The organism is Mesorhizobium sp. CA7 (assembly GCF_020165015.1).
Classification (GTDB): Bacteria; Pseudomonadota; Alphaproteobacteria; order Rhizobiales; family Rhizobiaceae; genus Mesorhizobium.
This window is the reverse complement of record NZ_JAIUHH010000001.1, coordinates 631,997-645,892: the sequence shown is the minus strand read 5'-3', so window position 1 is coordinate 645,892 and position 13,896 is coordinate 631,997. Positions and strand designations below refer to the sequence as shown.

General features: G+C 63.7%; 15 protein-coding genes. 5 read left to right on the top strand and 10 right to left on the bottom strand.

Going from position 1 to position 13,896, the window contains the following annotated elements:
• Positions 1–442: 442 nt before the first annotated feature.
• Together LB552_RS03145 and LB552_RS03140 are read left to right on the top strand one after the other, a co-directional pair.
• Entirely contained in the window at positions 443–565 is a 123-nt protein-coding gene (locus LB552_RS03145) for a hypothetical protein (protein WP_040969798.1), read from the top strand.
• A gap of 51 nt (positions 566–616) precedes the next feature.
• A complete protein-coding gene (locus LB552_RS03140; RefSeq protein WP_224601828.1) occupies positions 617–1,996 on the top strand; it encodes an aspartate aminotransferase family protein in 1,380 nt (459 codons plus the stop codon).
• A 321-nt stretch (positions 1,997–2,317) separates the two neighbouring features.
• Here LB552_RS03140 and mmsB read toward each other — a convergent pair whose 3' ends face one another.
• The 3 genes from mmsB to LB552_RS03125 all read right to left on the bottom strand — a co-directional run bounded on the left by mmsB (position 2,318) and on the right by LB552_RS03125 (position 4,877).
• Positions 2,318–3,202, bottom strand: a complete 885-nt coding sequence (gene mmsB, locus LB552_RS03135) for a 3-hydroxyisobutyrate dehydrogenase (protein ID WP_224601827.1) — start codon at positions 3,200–3,202, stop codon at positions 2,318–2,320.
• Between the two features lie 102 nt (positions 3,203–3,304).
• Entirely contained in the window at positions 3,305–3,673 is a 369-nt protein-coding gene (locus LB552_RS03130; protein ID WP_224601826.1) for a four helix bundle protein, read from the bottom strand.
• A gap of 34 nt (positions 3,674–3,707) precedes the next feature.
• Positions 3,708–4,877 (bottom strand): isobutyryl-CoA dehydrogenase, encoded by a 1,170-nt coding sequence (locus LB552_RS03125; RefSeq protein WP_224601825.1) that lies wholly within the window; start codon positions 4,875–4,877, stop codon positions 3,708–3,710.
• Positions 4,878–5,015: 138 nt separating this feature from the next.
• Between LB552_RS03125 and LB552_RS03120 the strand changes: the two genes are divergently transcribed.
• Both LB552_RS03120 and LB552_RS03115 read left to right on the top strand, forming a co-directional pair.
• A complete protein-coding gene (locus LB552_RS03120) occupies positions 5,016–5,621 on the top strand; it encodes a dimethylsulfonioproprionate lyase family protein (RefSeq protein ID WP_224601824.1) in 606 nt (201 codons plus the stop codon).
• A complete protein-coding gene (locus LB552_RS03115) occupies positions 5,621–7,096 on the top strand; it encodes a cobyric acid synthase (RefSeq protein WP_224601823.1) in 1,476 nt (491 codons plus the stop codon). The genes LB552_RS03120 and LB552_RS03115 overlap by 1 nt, the downstream gene beginning before the upstream one ends.
• Positions 7,097–7,372: 276 nt before the next feature.
• Here the strand turns inward: LB552_RS03115 and LB552_RS03110 are convergent, their stop codons facing one another.
• From LB552_RS03110 to LB552_RS03095, 4 genes are all read right to left on the bottom strand, one after another.
• Entirely contained in the window at positions 7,373–7,792 is a 420-nt protein-coding gene (locus LB552_RS03110) for a VOC family protein (protein ID WP_224601822.1), read from the bottom strand.
• Between the two features lie 83 nt (positions 7,793–7,875).
• Positions 7,876–8,709 carry a helix-turn-helix domain-containing protein gene (locus LB552_RS03105; RefSeq protein ID WP_224601821.1) on the bottom strand — a complete coding sequence of 278 codons (834 nt, stop codon included), beginning with the start codon at positions 8,707–8,709 and terminating at the stop codon, positions 7,876–7,878.
• Between the two features lie 84 nt (positions 8,710–8,793).
• Positions 8,794–8,964, bottom strand: a complete 171-nt coding sequence (locus LB552_RS03100) for a hypothetical protein (protein WP_095764956.1) — start codon at positions 8,962–8,964, stop codon at positions 8,794–8,796.
• 53 nt (positions 8,965–9,017) lie between these two features.
• Positions 9,018–9,803 (bottom strand): TSUP family transporter, encoded by a 786-nt coding sequence (locus LB552_RS03095; protein WP_224601820.1) that lies wholly within the window; start codon positions 9,801–9,803, stop codon positions 9,018–9,020.
• Between the two features lie 107 nt (positions 9,804–9,910).
• On the opposite strand from LB552_RS03095, the gene LB552_RS03090 reads away from it, so the two are divergent.
• Positions 9,911–10,342: a TerB family tellurite resistance protein gene (locus LB552_RS03090; RefSeq protein ID WP_224601818.1), complete on the top strand. Its 432-nt coding sequence runs from the start codon at positions 9,911–9,913 to the stop codon at positions 10,340–10,342.
• Between the two features lies 1 nt (position 10,343).
• On the opposite strand, the gene LB552_RS03085 is transcribed toward LB552_RS03090, so the two are convergent.
• The 3 genes from LB552_RS03085 to LB552_RS03075 are packed head-to-tail and all read right to left on the bottom strand — an operon-like array spanning position 10,344 to position 13,878.
• Positions 10,344–11,966, bottom strand: coding sequence for an ABC transporter ATP-binding protein (locus tag LB552_RS03085; protein ID WP_224601816.1), 1,623 nt, complete (start codon positions 11,964–11,966; stop codon positions 10,344–10,346).
• The gene (locus LB552_RS03080) at positions 11,963–12,832 is read right to left on the bottom strand and encodes an ABC transporter permease (protein WP_224601814.1); all 870 of its coding nucleotides are present in this window, start codon (positions 12,830–12,832) and stop codon (positions 11,963–11,965) included. Before LB552_RS03080 ends, LB552_RS03085 begins: the two co-directional genes overlap by 4 nt.
• On the bottom strand, positions 12,829–13,878 hold the full coding sequence (locus LB552_RS03075; protein WP_224601812.1) for an ABC transporter permease: 1,050 nt from the start codon (positions 13,876–13,878) through the stop codon (positions 12,829–12,831). The genes LB552_RS03080 and LB552_RS03075 overlap by 4 nt, the downstream gene beginning before the upstream one ends.
• Positions 13,879–13,896: the final 18 nt, after the last annotated feature.

The following is a 13,896-nucleotide window of genomic DNA, read 5'->3' as shown; positions in this document are numbered from 1 at the left end:
CCGACAGCGGAGTTGGCCGTGCTTCTTGGTCGGTTGGCAACGAGCCATTGCCCGCCTATACCCAAAATACCTCCGAGAAGAGGCTTCCCGCCCTACACCACCTCGCTCACAGTTAAGAACGACCGCTTTGGCAATAAGAGCTATACTGTGTACTCCAGTGGGAGCCCGGTGCACTATATAGCGACCTTAGAGGAGTCCTCAAATACCGACCGGACCTAAGGGCCAGGAGCGCCCCGCCGACGTGATCGGCAACGCCGTTCGCGTCATGCGTATTGCCACAGGCGAGGAAGCCAACGACCTGCAGGACGATCGAAGAGCGCCGCCGCCAATGGTCTTGGCTCGAAGGGCGAAAAGAGGCGCGCCGCCAACATGTCACCAAACTGAGACTACCGCTTGCCGTCGTAGCTTGAATTCTGGGCGTCAGGCGGCGTAAGCTGCTGCCATGATCCGCTTCAGCACATCAGGCGCCTTCGGGGTCGCGGTGACGCCGTCACCGCGCACGCTGCGCGCCGAGCTGTTGCGGCTGTGCGCCCGCATCGGCTATTCGCCGCCCCGCTTCCTCTGACGAATCCGCCCCGGCCGCTGCCGGATTGATTCAAGAGGAAAGATCAAATCCATGACCTATCAGAATTATTCGCTGAAGCAGCTTCAGCAGATCGATGCTGCGCATCACCTGCACCCCTTCACCGACCATAAGGAGCTGCGCGAGACGGGCTCGCGCATCATTACCCATGCCAACGGCCCGTTCATCTACGATGCCGACGGCACCGAAATCCTCGACGGCATGGCGGGCCTGTGGTGCGTCAATGTCGGCTACGGCCGTGACGAGCTGGCCGAGGCGGCCTACGCGCAGATGAAGGAGCTGCCTTACTACAACTCCTTCTTCAAATGCTCGACGCCGACGCCGGTGCTGTTGTCGAAGAAGCTGGCGGAGCTGGCGCCGACGCATGTCAGCCAGGTTTTCTACGGTTCGTCCGGATCGGAGGCCAACGACACGGCGCTCAGGCTCGTGCGCCACTATTGGGCGCTTGAAGGCAAGCCCGAGAAGAACCGCGTCATCTCGCGCAAGTCGGCCTATCACGGCTCGACCGTCGCCGGCACGTCGCTCGGCGGCATGGAGCCGATGCACAAGCAGCTCGGCGGCGCGGTGCCCAACATCGTCCATGTGATGATGCCCTATGCCTATGAGCTCGCGTTGCCCGGCGAAAGCGACCATGATTTCGGCATCCGCGCGGCCAAGGCGGTCGAGGACGCGATCCTCGAAGCCGGCGCCGACAAGGTCGCCGCCTTCATCGGCGAGCCGGTGATGGGCGCGGGCGGCGTGAAGATCCCGCCGATGAGCTATTGGCCGGAAGTGGAGCGCATCTGCCGCAAATACGATGTGCTTTTGATGCTGGATGAGGTGATCACCGGCTATGGTCGCACCGGCGAATGGTTCGCGGCGCAGACGTTCGGGATCGAGCCCGACACCATCACCACCGCCAAGGCGCTGACCTCGGGCTACCAGCCGCTCTCGGCGCTGCTGGTTGGCGACCGCATGGCCAAGGCGCTGGTCGAGAAAGGCGGCGAGTTCTACCATGGCTACACCTATTCCGGTCATCCGGTGGCTTGCGCTGTGGCGCTCAAGAACCTCGAGATCATCGAGAAGGAAGGCCTGGTCGAGCGCGTCAAGAACGACACCGGTCCCTATTTCGCGCAGGCGCTGCAAGAGCGGATCGCCAGGCACAGGCTGGTCGGCGAGGTGCGCTCGATCGGCCTGATGGGCGCGATCGAGATCGTCAAGGACAAGGCGACCAAGGAACGTTATTTGCCATCGGGAAGTGCGGCGGTCGTCGTTCGCGACCACGCGATCGCGCAGGGCATGATGCTGCGGGCCACCGGCGACACTATGATTCTCTCGCCGCCGCTGATCTGGACGCGCGACACGATCGACATGGCTTGCGAACGCATCGCCAGGGCGCTCGATCTCGCTGACGCCGATTTGCGCAAGCGCTGAGGGATATTCTCCGGGCGCTCCTCAATGGGCGCCCGGTCCATTCCCGGACATTTCATGTGATGTCCCCACAACGCAAAAACCGCGTCCCGACGGGAACGCGGCTTTGCCAGATACGCATGGCGTTTCGCTACGAAACACTTGCGAAACTTACGGGCTCCGGTACGCGAGACCTGATCCGGAGCGCCGGGCAGACGCGATGTCCGCCTCGCAGTCCGTTTTAAAGGCACATCGTTACCGGTGCGTTAGCAAGACCTTAAGCAAATCTAAATTTGCCGGCTTCGCACCGGCAATTTAGGGAAATAATCTTTGAAAATCAAAGGTTTATGCAGGGTTTCCGCGCAGGAAATTAATAATGCCGGAAAAATCGGTGCCGGCGTGGCCTTGCGCATTGAACAAGGCATAGAGCTGCGTGGCTTCGGCGCCGAGCGGAGTCGCGGCGCCTGCGTTCTGCGCGGCTTCCTGCGACAATTTCAGGTCCTTCAGCATGAGCGCAGCGGCAAAGCCGGGCTTGTAGTCGCGGTTGGCTGGCGAGGCCGGAACAGGGCCGGGCACCGGGCAATAGGTGGTGAGCGACCAGCATTGGCCCGACGAGGTCGAGGCGACATCGTACAGCGCCTGGTGCGACAGGCCGAGCTTTTCGGCCAGCACGAAGGCTTCGGCGACGCCGATCATCGAGATGCCGAGAATCATGTTGTTGCAGATCTTGGCCGCCTGGCCTGCGCCGTCGCCGCCGCAATGAACGACGCGCCCGGCCATCGGCTTCAGGATCGGCTCGGCGGCGGCAAACGCCTGATCCGAGCCACCGGCCATGAAGGTGAGTGTGCCGGCAGCGGCGCCGCCCGTGCCGCCGGAGACGGGTGCGTCGATCGACGGATGACCATGCTTCGCGGCAATGGCATGCGCCTTGCGCGCCGATTCGACATCGATGGTCGAGGAATCGATGAACAGCCCGCCTTTCCTGGCCTTGGGCGCGATGTCCTCATAAACCGACAGCACATGCTTGCCGGCCGGCAGCATGGTGATGACGACGTCAGCGTCCTTCACCGCCGCGACGGCGTTCGCCATGACGGTGACGCCGTGTTCCTTGGCAGTGGCTAGGTTCTCGGGCACGAGGTCGAAGCCCAGCACCGTATGACCCGCCTTTACGAGGTTGGCGGCCATGGGATTGCCCATATTACCGAGGCCGATGAAGGCGATGGTTGCCATGATAGTGCTCCCTTGATCAGGCAGTAGGCAGTAGGCAGTAGGCAGTAGGCAGTAGGCAGTAGGCAGTAGGCAGTAGGCAGTAGGCAGTAGGCAGTAGGGTGTCTACTCAGGTGCGAGCTTGATAATAAGCTGGCGAAGCATTTTTCCGACGGCTTCCGTGGCTGACAGCATATGATGAACCTCATCACGAGCGGCCAGGCCGATGCGTTCAGCGATCTGGAGATGCGTCTCGAGCTCCTTTAGAGAGCCTTGGGCTATCCTGAGAAACTGCTGGTAAGAGCCGGTGTTATCCCGGCCGTAACCTTCCGCAATGTTTGCGGGGATGGATGTGGCTGAGCGGCGAATTTGGCTAGTCAGCCCATACAATTCTTCTTTTGGCCATGCCTTTGTCAAGGAGTAGGTAGCTACAGCCAAATCCATCGCCTGCTGCCAAACGATCAAATCCTTGTACGAATTGATCTTGCCGGTCATCGTTCCCTACTGCCTACTGCCTACTGCCTACTGCCTACTGCCTACCAATCAATGTCCGCGCGATGATGACGCGCATGATCTCGTTGGTGCCTTCGAGGATCTGGTGGACGCGCAGATCCCGCACCAGCTTCTCGATGCCGTAATCGTGCAGATAGCCGTAACCGCCGTGCAATTGCAGCGCCTGGTTGGCGATGTCGAAGCCGATATCGGTGATGAAGCGCTTGGCCATCGCGGACCATTTGCCGGCATCCGGCGCCTTGCGGTCGAGCTTGGAAGCGGCGGCGTAGAGAAAGATGCGGGCCGCCTGCAGTTCCGTTTCCATGTCGGCCAACCTGAACTGCAGCGCCTGGAACTGGTTGATCTTGGAGCCGAAGGCCTTGCGCTCGGCCGTGTAGGCAAGCGCCTTGTCGAGCGCCGACTGCGCTCCGCCGAGCGAACAGGCGGCGATGTTGAGCCGCCCGCCGTCGAGCCCGGCCATGGCGATGCCGAAGCCTGCGCCTTCTGCGGCGAGCAGGTTCTCGGCCGGCACCTTGCAGTCCTCGAAGATGACCTGGCGGGTCGACTGCATGTGCCAGCCCATCTTGTGCTCGTTGGCGCCGAACGAAAGGCCGGCCGCATCCTTGGGCACGACAAAGGTCGAAATGCCTTTCGGGCCGTCGCCGCCGGTGCGCGCCATCACGACATAGAGGTCGCTGTCGCCGGCGCCGGAGATGAACTGTTTGGCGCCGTTCAAGACATAATCGCCGCCGCTTTTCACCGCACGCGTCTTCAGCGCAGCCGCATCCGAGCCCGAGCCGGGCTCGGTCAGGCAATAGCTCGCCAGCCACTCCATAGAGGTCAGTTTCGGCAGGAAGCGCTGGCGCTGCTCGTCGCTACCGAAGCGGTCGATCATCGAGGCCGCCATGTTGTGGATGGAAATGAAAGAGGAGAATGCCGGATCGGCGTGGGCAAGCGCCTCGAAGATCAGCACGGCATCCAGCCGCCCCAGCGCCGAGCCGCCGACATCGTCGCGCACATAGATGCCGCCGAGGCCGAGCGGCCCGGTCTCGCGGATCACATCGGCGGGGAAGTGCTTTGCCTTGTCCCAGTCGAGTGCATTGGGCGCGACGCGGTCCGCCGCGAAGGCTCGGGCCATCTCCTGGATGGCGCGCTGTTCCTCGTTGAGCTCGAATTGGCCAGTGCCCGCATCGACTGCCGCGTCCATGGCGTGCTCCCTGTCGTTCAGGCCTTCTGGCCTGTCGTTTTTGGCTTTGCGCGCCGTTCAATCTAGACCAATGATGCCGCCGCGCAACCCGGGCCGTTGAGAACCGGCTGTGCATGGAATGACAAACGGAGCTCTTGCGTGCCGACACTTTTCGATGAGTTGCTGGAGCGATTCCAAGCCTGTCTCGCGGGCGTCGACAACGATCTGGTGACGGATGAAGTCGCGCGCATCGGCTGGGACATGCCTGCGCGTTCTCTCGAGCCGCATGCGCTTGGCTGCCTTAGCCATCTCGATCGCATCGCCGAGTTGGCTCCGGCCGACGCCGGGCCATTGACGCGATTTGTTGCCGACCATCGGGACGAGTTGCGCTGGGGGCAGACCTATACCGCCGCCGATTTCGGGCAGAGTTTTGTCGACAATTACGGCTGGCTGGAAGTGTTCGGCACCCGCGGGCATTTCGTCAATGACGAGGTCGCGGCTGGCCTGCTGATCCTCGGGCCTGACATCGTCTATCCCGACCATCATCACCTCGCCGAGGAGATCTACATCCCGCTGACCGGCGGCACGGAGTGGCGGATGGGCGAGGAGAACTTTCATATTCGTGGCGCCGGCGAGGTCATTCACCACGCTTCCAATGTCAGCCATGCCATGCGCACGGGCAAGGAACCGCTGATGGCGCTCTATCTCTGGCGCGGCGGGCCGCTGGCACAGAAATCGACCATTGGCTCAGGGGGCAGGGGCTGATGGCGAAAGCGATCATGCTGCAGGGCACCGGCTCGGATGTCGGCAAGACCGTGCTGGTGGCGGGGCTTTGCCGTGCTGCGAAGAATCGCGGGCTGAAGGTTAGGCCGTTCAAGCCGCAGAACATGTCGAACAATGCCGCCGTCGCCGAAATCCCGGGCGACGCCACAACCGGCGAAGGCGAGATCGGCCGCGGGCAATGGCTGCAGGCGCTGGCCTGTGGGATGAGGCCGACCGTCCACATGAACCCGGTGCTGCTCAAGCCGCAGAGCGATATCGGCTCGCAAGTGGTGGTGCAGGGAAAAGTCTATGGCGAGGCGCGGGCGCGCGACTACCAGGCGATGAAAGCCGCGCTGATGGACGCGGTGCTGGATTCCTGGGCGAAGGTCGGCGCGGGCGCGGACCTGGTCATCGTCGAGGGTGCGGGCTCGCCCGCCGAAATCAATCTCAGGAGCCGCGACATCGCCAATATGGGCTTTGCCACGCGCGCCAATGTGCCGGTGATCCTGGTCGGCGACATCGACCGCGGCGGCGTGATTGCGTCCGTGGCCGGCACGCATCTGATCCTGCCGGAGGAAGACCGGCGCATGATCGCCGGCTATCTCATCAATAAGTTCCGCGGCGATGTCTCGTTGTTCGACGACGGGATCAGCGCGATCGAAAAATTCACCGGCTGGCGCTGCTTCGGCGTCGTGCCGTGGCTGAAGGCGGCCGGGCGGCTGCCGTCCGAGGATTCGGTGGTGCTCGAACGCCTCGCTTCCGGCGAGAAGCGGGCGCTGAAGGTGGCGGTGCCGATGCTGGCGCGCATCGCCAATTTCGACGATCTCGATCCGCTGAAAGCCGAGCCGCAGGTCGAGGTGGTGTTCGTGCCGCCGGGCAAGAAGCTGCCGGAAGATGCCGGGTTGGTGGTCATCCCCGGCTCCAAATCGACGATCGGCGATCTCCTGAAATTCCGCGAGAACGGCTGGAATCGCGATCTCCTCGCCCATCGCAAGCGCGGCGGCCATGTCGTCGGCATCTGCGGCGGCTACCAGATGCTCGGCCGCATGGTGCGCGATCCCGATGGCCTCGAAGGGAGCGTGACAGAAGCCGAAGGCCTTGGCCTGCTCGACATCGAAACGGTGATGGAACCTGAGAAGACTGTACGCAATTCAAGCGCGCATTCGGTGCAGTTCGGCCTGCCGCTCGAAGGCTATGAGATCCATCTCGGCCGCACCACCGGCCCGGACACGGCGCGGCCCTCGACGATCCTCAACGGCGTCGAGGACGGCGCGGTCTCCGCGGACGGCAAGGTGATCGGCACCTATCTGCACGGACTGTTTTCCGCCGACGCTTTTCGCGCCGCATACCTGGAGAGCCTTGGCGTCAGGGGAGGCGGTATCGACTATCGCGCGGATGTCGAGAAGGCGCTGGACGAGGTCGCGGCCGAGCTGGAGAGGCATCTCGACTGCGACGCGATTTTTGCCATCGCGCGATAGATAGCTCTATCGAACCCACAGGGTTTGTGATTGGCGAAAACGCCCCTCGGGTCGTCATCCACGGGCGGAGCAAGGAGCAAAGCGGGACGCAGCGCAGACCCGAGGATCCATTCCGTGACGTCAAGGCTTTGCAACAGTGCAGAATTCTGCTCCGCTGCACCCCTCGCGTGAGGTAACGGAATGGATCCTCGGGTCTGCGCGTCCGCTTCGCTCCCGCTCCGCCCGTGGATGACGAAGCTGGCAGATCGCGGCCAATCGCCAGCGTCACTGATGGCCTCAAGCCTTCTCTCCCACCTTCGGCCAATAGGTGCCGAAGGACCAGACATTGCCTTCCGGGTCGAGGCAGATGAACTCGCGGCTGCCATAGTCGCGGTCGACCAGTTCCTGGATGATTTTCGCGCCGGCCTTCTTGGCACGCGCATAGGCGGCGTCGGCGTCATCGACGGCGATGTAGATCGACTTGCCGCCGCCACCGCCGGGCGCGCCGACCATCTTGCCGTAATCGTCGTCGCGTGCCGTACCCAGCATGATCATCGAGGACCCGAAAGTGAGCTCGGCATGGTGGACGATGTCGCCCTCGCCATAGCGGGCGCGCGCCTCGAAGCCGAAGGCCTCGTATAGCCAGTCGATCATTTTGGCGGCGTTCCTGTAGCGCAGAGCCGGGTATAGACGGGGTGCTTCGTTTGCTGTCGGCATGACAATCTCCCTGGTCGGTTGATGAATGCCAGTCTGTGCAAAGGCGGTCTCGGCGTCTTGAAGAAATGTTACCTGGGTCAGGCCTACATCGACGCCGCGAGACCGGTCGGCGTTTCGCCGGCCAACTGACGGAACTCGCGCACCAGATGCGCCTGGTCGGCGTAGCCGCAATCGGCGGCGATGCCGGCCCAGTCATCGTCCTGCCGCTTCGACAGGGACAGCGCGCGATTGAAGCGCACGATGCGCGACAATGTCTTCGGGCCGATGCCGATCGCGTCGGTGAATCTCGCCGCCAGATGCTTGCGGCTCCAGCCGATCTCGCCGGCGAGCCTCGAAATGCGGGTGCGGCCGCCTGACGCAATGACCGCCCTATAGGCCCAGGCGATTTCCGGTGAAAGCGCATTCGCCTCGACAAGGCGGCTGGTAATGAATCCCTCGACAATGTCGAAGCGCGCGTTCCAATCCGATGCCTCGCCAAGCCGTTCGCGCAATGCCATGCCGTCAAAGCCCAGCGCATCATCCAACCCGACCATGCGATCGCGCAACTCGCTCATCGGCAGGCCGAAGAATTGCCTGGCGCCGAGCGGCGTGAAATTGACCTGGACGCAGTAGGCGCCGCCAAAGGATTCGATCATGACCGGCCCGGCATAGAGGCCGGCGGCGAAGCTGGCGTAGCGATCGTTGTCGCCCGGGCTGTGGCCGAGCCCAATGGCGAAGGCTTCGGCGAAGCTGATCACCAGCGGCACGGTCAGCGAAGCATATTCGACGATGCGGAAATGGCCGGGGCGGGTCTCGCGGTAGCCGCAGATATCCGTGACGATGCCCGTAAGCAAGGCAGCAGGCTTGCGCCGCACCATCTCGAAATGGAGGGCGGGAGAGCGATTATCCTGGCGATGGCGCTCTGGCTCGTCGGACATGATCCGAGCCTAGCAGAACACCCCTTCGAAAATCAAAAGCGCCCGGCAGGGCCGGGCGCTCCGAGTTGCCTGAGAATACTGTGCTCAGGTGCCGCGCATCAAACAGCCGGCGGCGAGCACGATGTAGGCGATAAGCATGATCCAAACGGACGCAAGAGGAATGAATGCAAGAACGCCAAGCGCGGCGAGAAGGCCGATGACGGCGATAACCAACGAAATAATGAACACGATCTGGGTGGGCGCACTGAGATTCATGTCTGGTCCCTCCAACATGATTCGCAACACCAGAACTCTAACAGGAGGAGGCCTCACACACCAACCAGTTGGCGTAAGGGATTGGCGGGGTCTGCCATTAGCTTGATCGCGAGCGCCATGCACACGACCACCAGCAGCGGCTTGATCAGTTTCGCGCCGATCCGGATGGCCAGGCTTGCGCCGACGCGGGCGCCGATGAACTGCGCCACGCCCATCATCAGGCCGGTCTTCCAGTCGATGACGCCGACGGCGGCGAAGACGACGAAGCCGCCGATGTTGGAGGCGAAATTGAGCAGCTTGGTGTGCGCCGTCGCCTTGAGCACGCCGTAGCCGGCAAGGGTGACGAAGGCGAGCATGTAGAAGGAACCGGCGCCCGGACCGAAGAGCCCGTCATAGAAGCCGATCAGCGGCGGGAAGCTCAGTCCGAACAGGAAAGGCGACAGCCGCTCGGCGCGGTCGACGTCGTCCATGTTCGGCTTCAGCGCGAAATAGAGCGCGATGGCGATCAGCAGCAGCGGCAGCAGGGCGCGCAGGAAATCGCCCGGCATGACGGTCGCCAAAAGCGCCCCGACCGCGCCGCCGACAAGCGCCAGCAGCGCCGACGGCAGCTGGCGGCGCAGGTCGACCTGGCCGTTGGCGGCATAATGAATGGTCGCCGAGCCGGAACCGAACATGCCTTGCAATTTGTTCGTGCCGAGTGCTGCGACCGGCGAATAACCGGCAAGCAGCAGCGCCGGGATCGTGATCAGCCCGCCGCCGCCGGCAATCGAGTCGACGAAGCCCGCGGCAAAGGCGGCGGCAATGAGGATGAGGACGGTCTGCAGGGTAAGGTCGATCATCGCGAAGGGGTGCTTGGAAGGAAGCCGCAGCTTCCATCACGCTCCACCAGTTTGCGCAAGACCAATTCCACGCTAACAATCTCGACGGAATCGCAAAGGGGAGCTTGATGGCGATGGCGCTGCTCGACCAGATACGTTCGATCTTCGACGGTGACCCGGGTGTGCGCAAGGTGGCGGACGACCCTGTGCTGTCGGCGGAATTGCTGATGCTGTTCCGCATGATCCTGGCTGACGGCTCGGTCTCGGAGAGCGAGATGGTCGTCTTCCGGCATATCTGCAAGGAAGCCTTCGGCATTCCGGAGGCCAGCATCGACAGCGTCATCGAATATCTCAACGATTATGGCTACGAGACCAACGGCTCGCAGGCGATCGCGCTGTTCCGCGACCTCGATGTCGAGCGCCGGAAGCTGCTTGCCCGCCACATGGCCGAGATCGCCAAGGCCGATGCCAGGCTGGCGGAGAGCGAGGTGAAGCTTCTGCGCCGCACGCTCGACCTGCTCGACATCAGCCCCGTCGATTTGGTGAAGCCGGAGAGCTGAACTACCCCTGTTCCTGCATTTTGCGCGCGATAGCGCGGTGAAGGTCGGGTGCCGCCGCGACCAGCGCCTGCGCCGCCTCTGAGCGCGGATGGTCGAGCACCTCGGCCGCCCGGCCGCGTTCGACGATCTTGCCTTCATGCATGACCAGCACCTCGTCCGCCATGGCGCGGGCGACCGTCAGGTCATGGGTGATGAAGAGATAGGCGATGCCGAGCTTCTGGTTGAGCTCGGCGAAAAGGTCAAGGATCTGGGCGCGGATCGAGACGTCCAGCGCCGATACCGGCTCGTCGGCCACTACCAGCTTCGGACGGGTGATGATGGCGCGGGCGATCGACAGGCGCTGGCGCTGGCCGCCGGAGAATTCATGCGGGTATTTGTCCATGTCGCGCTGGCTAAGGCCGACTTCATGCAGCGCATGCGCGACCATCTCGCGGCGCTCGGCCTTTGCCGGCTGCTTTTCCAGAAGATGCAGCGGCTCGGCCACCAGCTTCTCGACCTTCTGGCGCGGGTCGAAGGAGCCGTAAGGATCCTGGAACACCACCTGCATGTCGCGCCGGGCCGGCTTTAGCGCCCGTTCCGGCTTGCGGGTGATAGCCTCGCCGCGAAAGCGGATCGTGCCCGCCGTCGGCTTGTCCAAGGCGAGGATCATGCGGGCAAGCGTGGACTTGCCGCAGCCCGATCGGCCGACGAGCGCCACCGATTGCGCGGGCTCGATGGTGAGCGAGACATCGTCGACGGCGTGGATTGGTTGCGCCGGCCGGAACAGCGATTTGCGCCGTCCCGGATAGTCCCGGCCGACGCCCTCGACTTCGAGCAGGGGTTTTGCCGATCCGGCAATGTGCGGTTTCGGGCGCGCCGGCACGTGCATGGAGGCCAGCGCCAGCTCGCGCGTATAGGGATGCTGTTGCTCCGACAAGGTCCGGGCGGTTTCGCCGGCTTCCATCACTTCGCCGTTGCGCAGGATGGTCAGGCGATCGGCCATCTCAGTCACCACGGCGAGGTCGTGCGAGATGAGCAGCAACCCCATGCGGTTCTCGCTGACCAGGTCGCGCAAAAGATCAAGAATCTGCGCCTGCAGCACCACGTCGAGCGCCGTCGTCGGCTCGTCGGCGATCAGCAGCTTCGGTTTCAGCGCGCAGGCGATCGCGATGACGACGCGCTGGCGCTGGCCGCCGGACAGTTCGTGCGGGTAGCGCGACAGCGGGAATTTGGCCTCGGGCAGGCCGACGCGGTCGAGGATTTTTCGCGCGCGCTCCTCGGCCTCGGCGCGGCCCGCCTTGGTGTGCCAGCGTATGCCCTCGGCGACCTGCTCGCCGATCGTCTTGACCGGGTTGAGCGCCGTCATCGGCTCCTGGAAGACCATGCCGATATCGTCGCCGCGCAAGGCGCACATCTGGTCCTCGCTCGCGCCGAGGATGTCGATGCCGTCGAAGGCGACGCGGCCCTCGGCGCGGGCCAGATGCGGCAGCAGCCGCATGATTGTCAGCGCCGTCATCGACTTGCCGGAGCCGGATTCACCGACCAGACCGACGACCTCGCCCGGTGCGATTGTCAGCTCGACGCCTTTCAGGATCGGCGTATCGCCGATCGAAAGCGACAGGTTTTCGATCTCGAGCAGGTTCATCTACGCCGCCGCGATTTCGGATCGAGGATGTCGGCAATGCCGTCGCCGAGCAGGTTCAGCCCAAGCACGGTGACGACGATCGCCATGCCGGGGAAGATCGCCATCCAGGGCGCCGTCACCATGCGCGTCTGCGCGTCGAACAGCATGCGGCCCCAGCTCGGCATCGGCGGCTGGGCGCCGAGGCCGACATAGGAAAGCCCGGCTTCGGCGAGGATGCCCAGCGCGAACTGGATCGTGCCCTGGACCAGCAGCAGCGTCGCGATGTTGGGCAGGATGTGCTCGACGGTGATCTGTGTCATGCCCTTGCCGGCGGCGCGCGCGGCAAGGATGAATTCGCGGGGCCAGATGGCCAGCGCGCCCGCGCGGGCGACACGCGCGAAGACAGGGATATTGAAGATGCCGATGGCGATGATGGCGTTGACGGCGCCCGGGCCGAAGATCGCGGTGATCATGATTGCCGAAAGCAGCGCCGGAAAGGCAAAGACCAGGTCGTTGAGGCGCATCAGCGCCTCGTCGACCAGTCCGCCGCGCGCCGCGGCGACGGCGCCGAGCGGCACACCGATGCCCATGCCGATGCCGACCGCGACCAGCGCCACGGCGATCGAGTTGCGGGCGCCAACCATGATCATCGACAGGATGTCGCGGCCGAAATGGTCGGTGCCGAACCAGTGCGCCCAAGAGGGCGCCTGTGTCTTGTCGGCGATCACCAGCCTGGTGACGTCGTAAGGCGTCCAGGCAAAGGAGAGGAGCGCGACGGCCACAACCAGCAGCGTGATAATCAAACCGATCAGGAAGGAGCGGTTGCCGAAGGCCTTGGCCAGCACGCCGGCAAGCGTTTCCTCGGGAAGGTCGACGCGCATGGTCATTGCCGGCCTCTCGAGCGGTTCCGCGTTTCGCGGAATCGCTGAACCGCTCTCAGTATTTGCTTTGGCGCAATTCCGGACGGAAAACCGCTACGCACTTTTCCTGGAATTGCTCTTAGGCGTGGGTCGACGATGGCGTAGGAGAAATCGACGAGGAGGTTGATGAGGATCACGGCGGCGACCAGCAGCATGACGATGCTCTCGACCACGATCAGGTCGCGCTGGGTGATCGCCTGGAAGATCAGCCGGCCGAGGCCTGGCAAGTAGAAGACATTCTCGATGATGATGGTGCCGGCAAGCAGGAAGGCGAATTGCAGGCCGAGGATGGTGAGCACCGGGATCATGGCGTTGCGCAGCGCGTGGCGCCAGAGCACGGCGCGGTAGGGCAGGCCCTTGGCGCGCGCGGTGCGGATATAGTCCTCGTTGAGCACTTCGATCAGCGCCGAGCGAGCGACGCGTCCGAGAATCGCCGCCTGCGGCAGCGCGAGTGCGACGGCGGGCAACAGCAGGGATTTCAGCGCCGTCCAGATGCCGGCGCTCCAGCCTGGGAAACCGCCGGCTGGCACCAGATGCAGCCATACGGCAAACAGATAGATCAGCATCAGCGCGAACCAGAAATTCGGCACGGCGACGCCGAGCTGGGCTGCGCCCATGGCGAGCGTGTCGCCAGCGCGGCCCTGGCGGCTGGCGGAGAACACGCCGACCGGAATGGCGATGATGGTCGAGAGCGCCAGCGCGATCAGCGCCAGCGGCAGGGAGACGACGACGCGTTCTCGCACCAGGTCGATGACGGGCACCGAATAGGTGTATGAGCGGCCGAAATCGAGGCTGAGCAAGCCTGCCGCCCAGTGGAGATAGCGCAGCACCAGCGGCGCGTTCAGCCCCATCTGGTTTCGCAGCACCTCGACCTGATCGGCGCTGGCATTGAGGCCCAGCATCAGGCGCGCCGGGTCGCCGGGCAGGATCTCCATGACGGCGAACACCACGATCGAGGCCAGCACCAGGGTGAGGGCGGCGATGATGATGCGTTTCAGGAGATAGGCGGTCATGGAGGCGATCGGGCGATC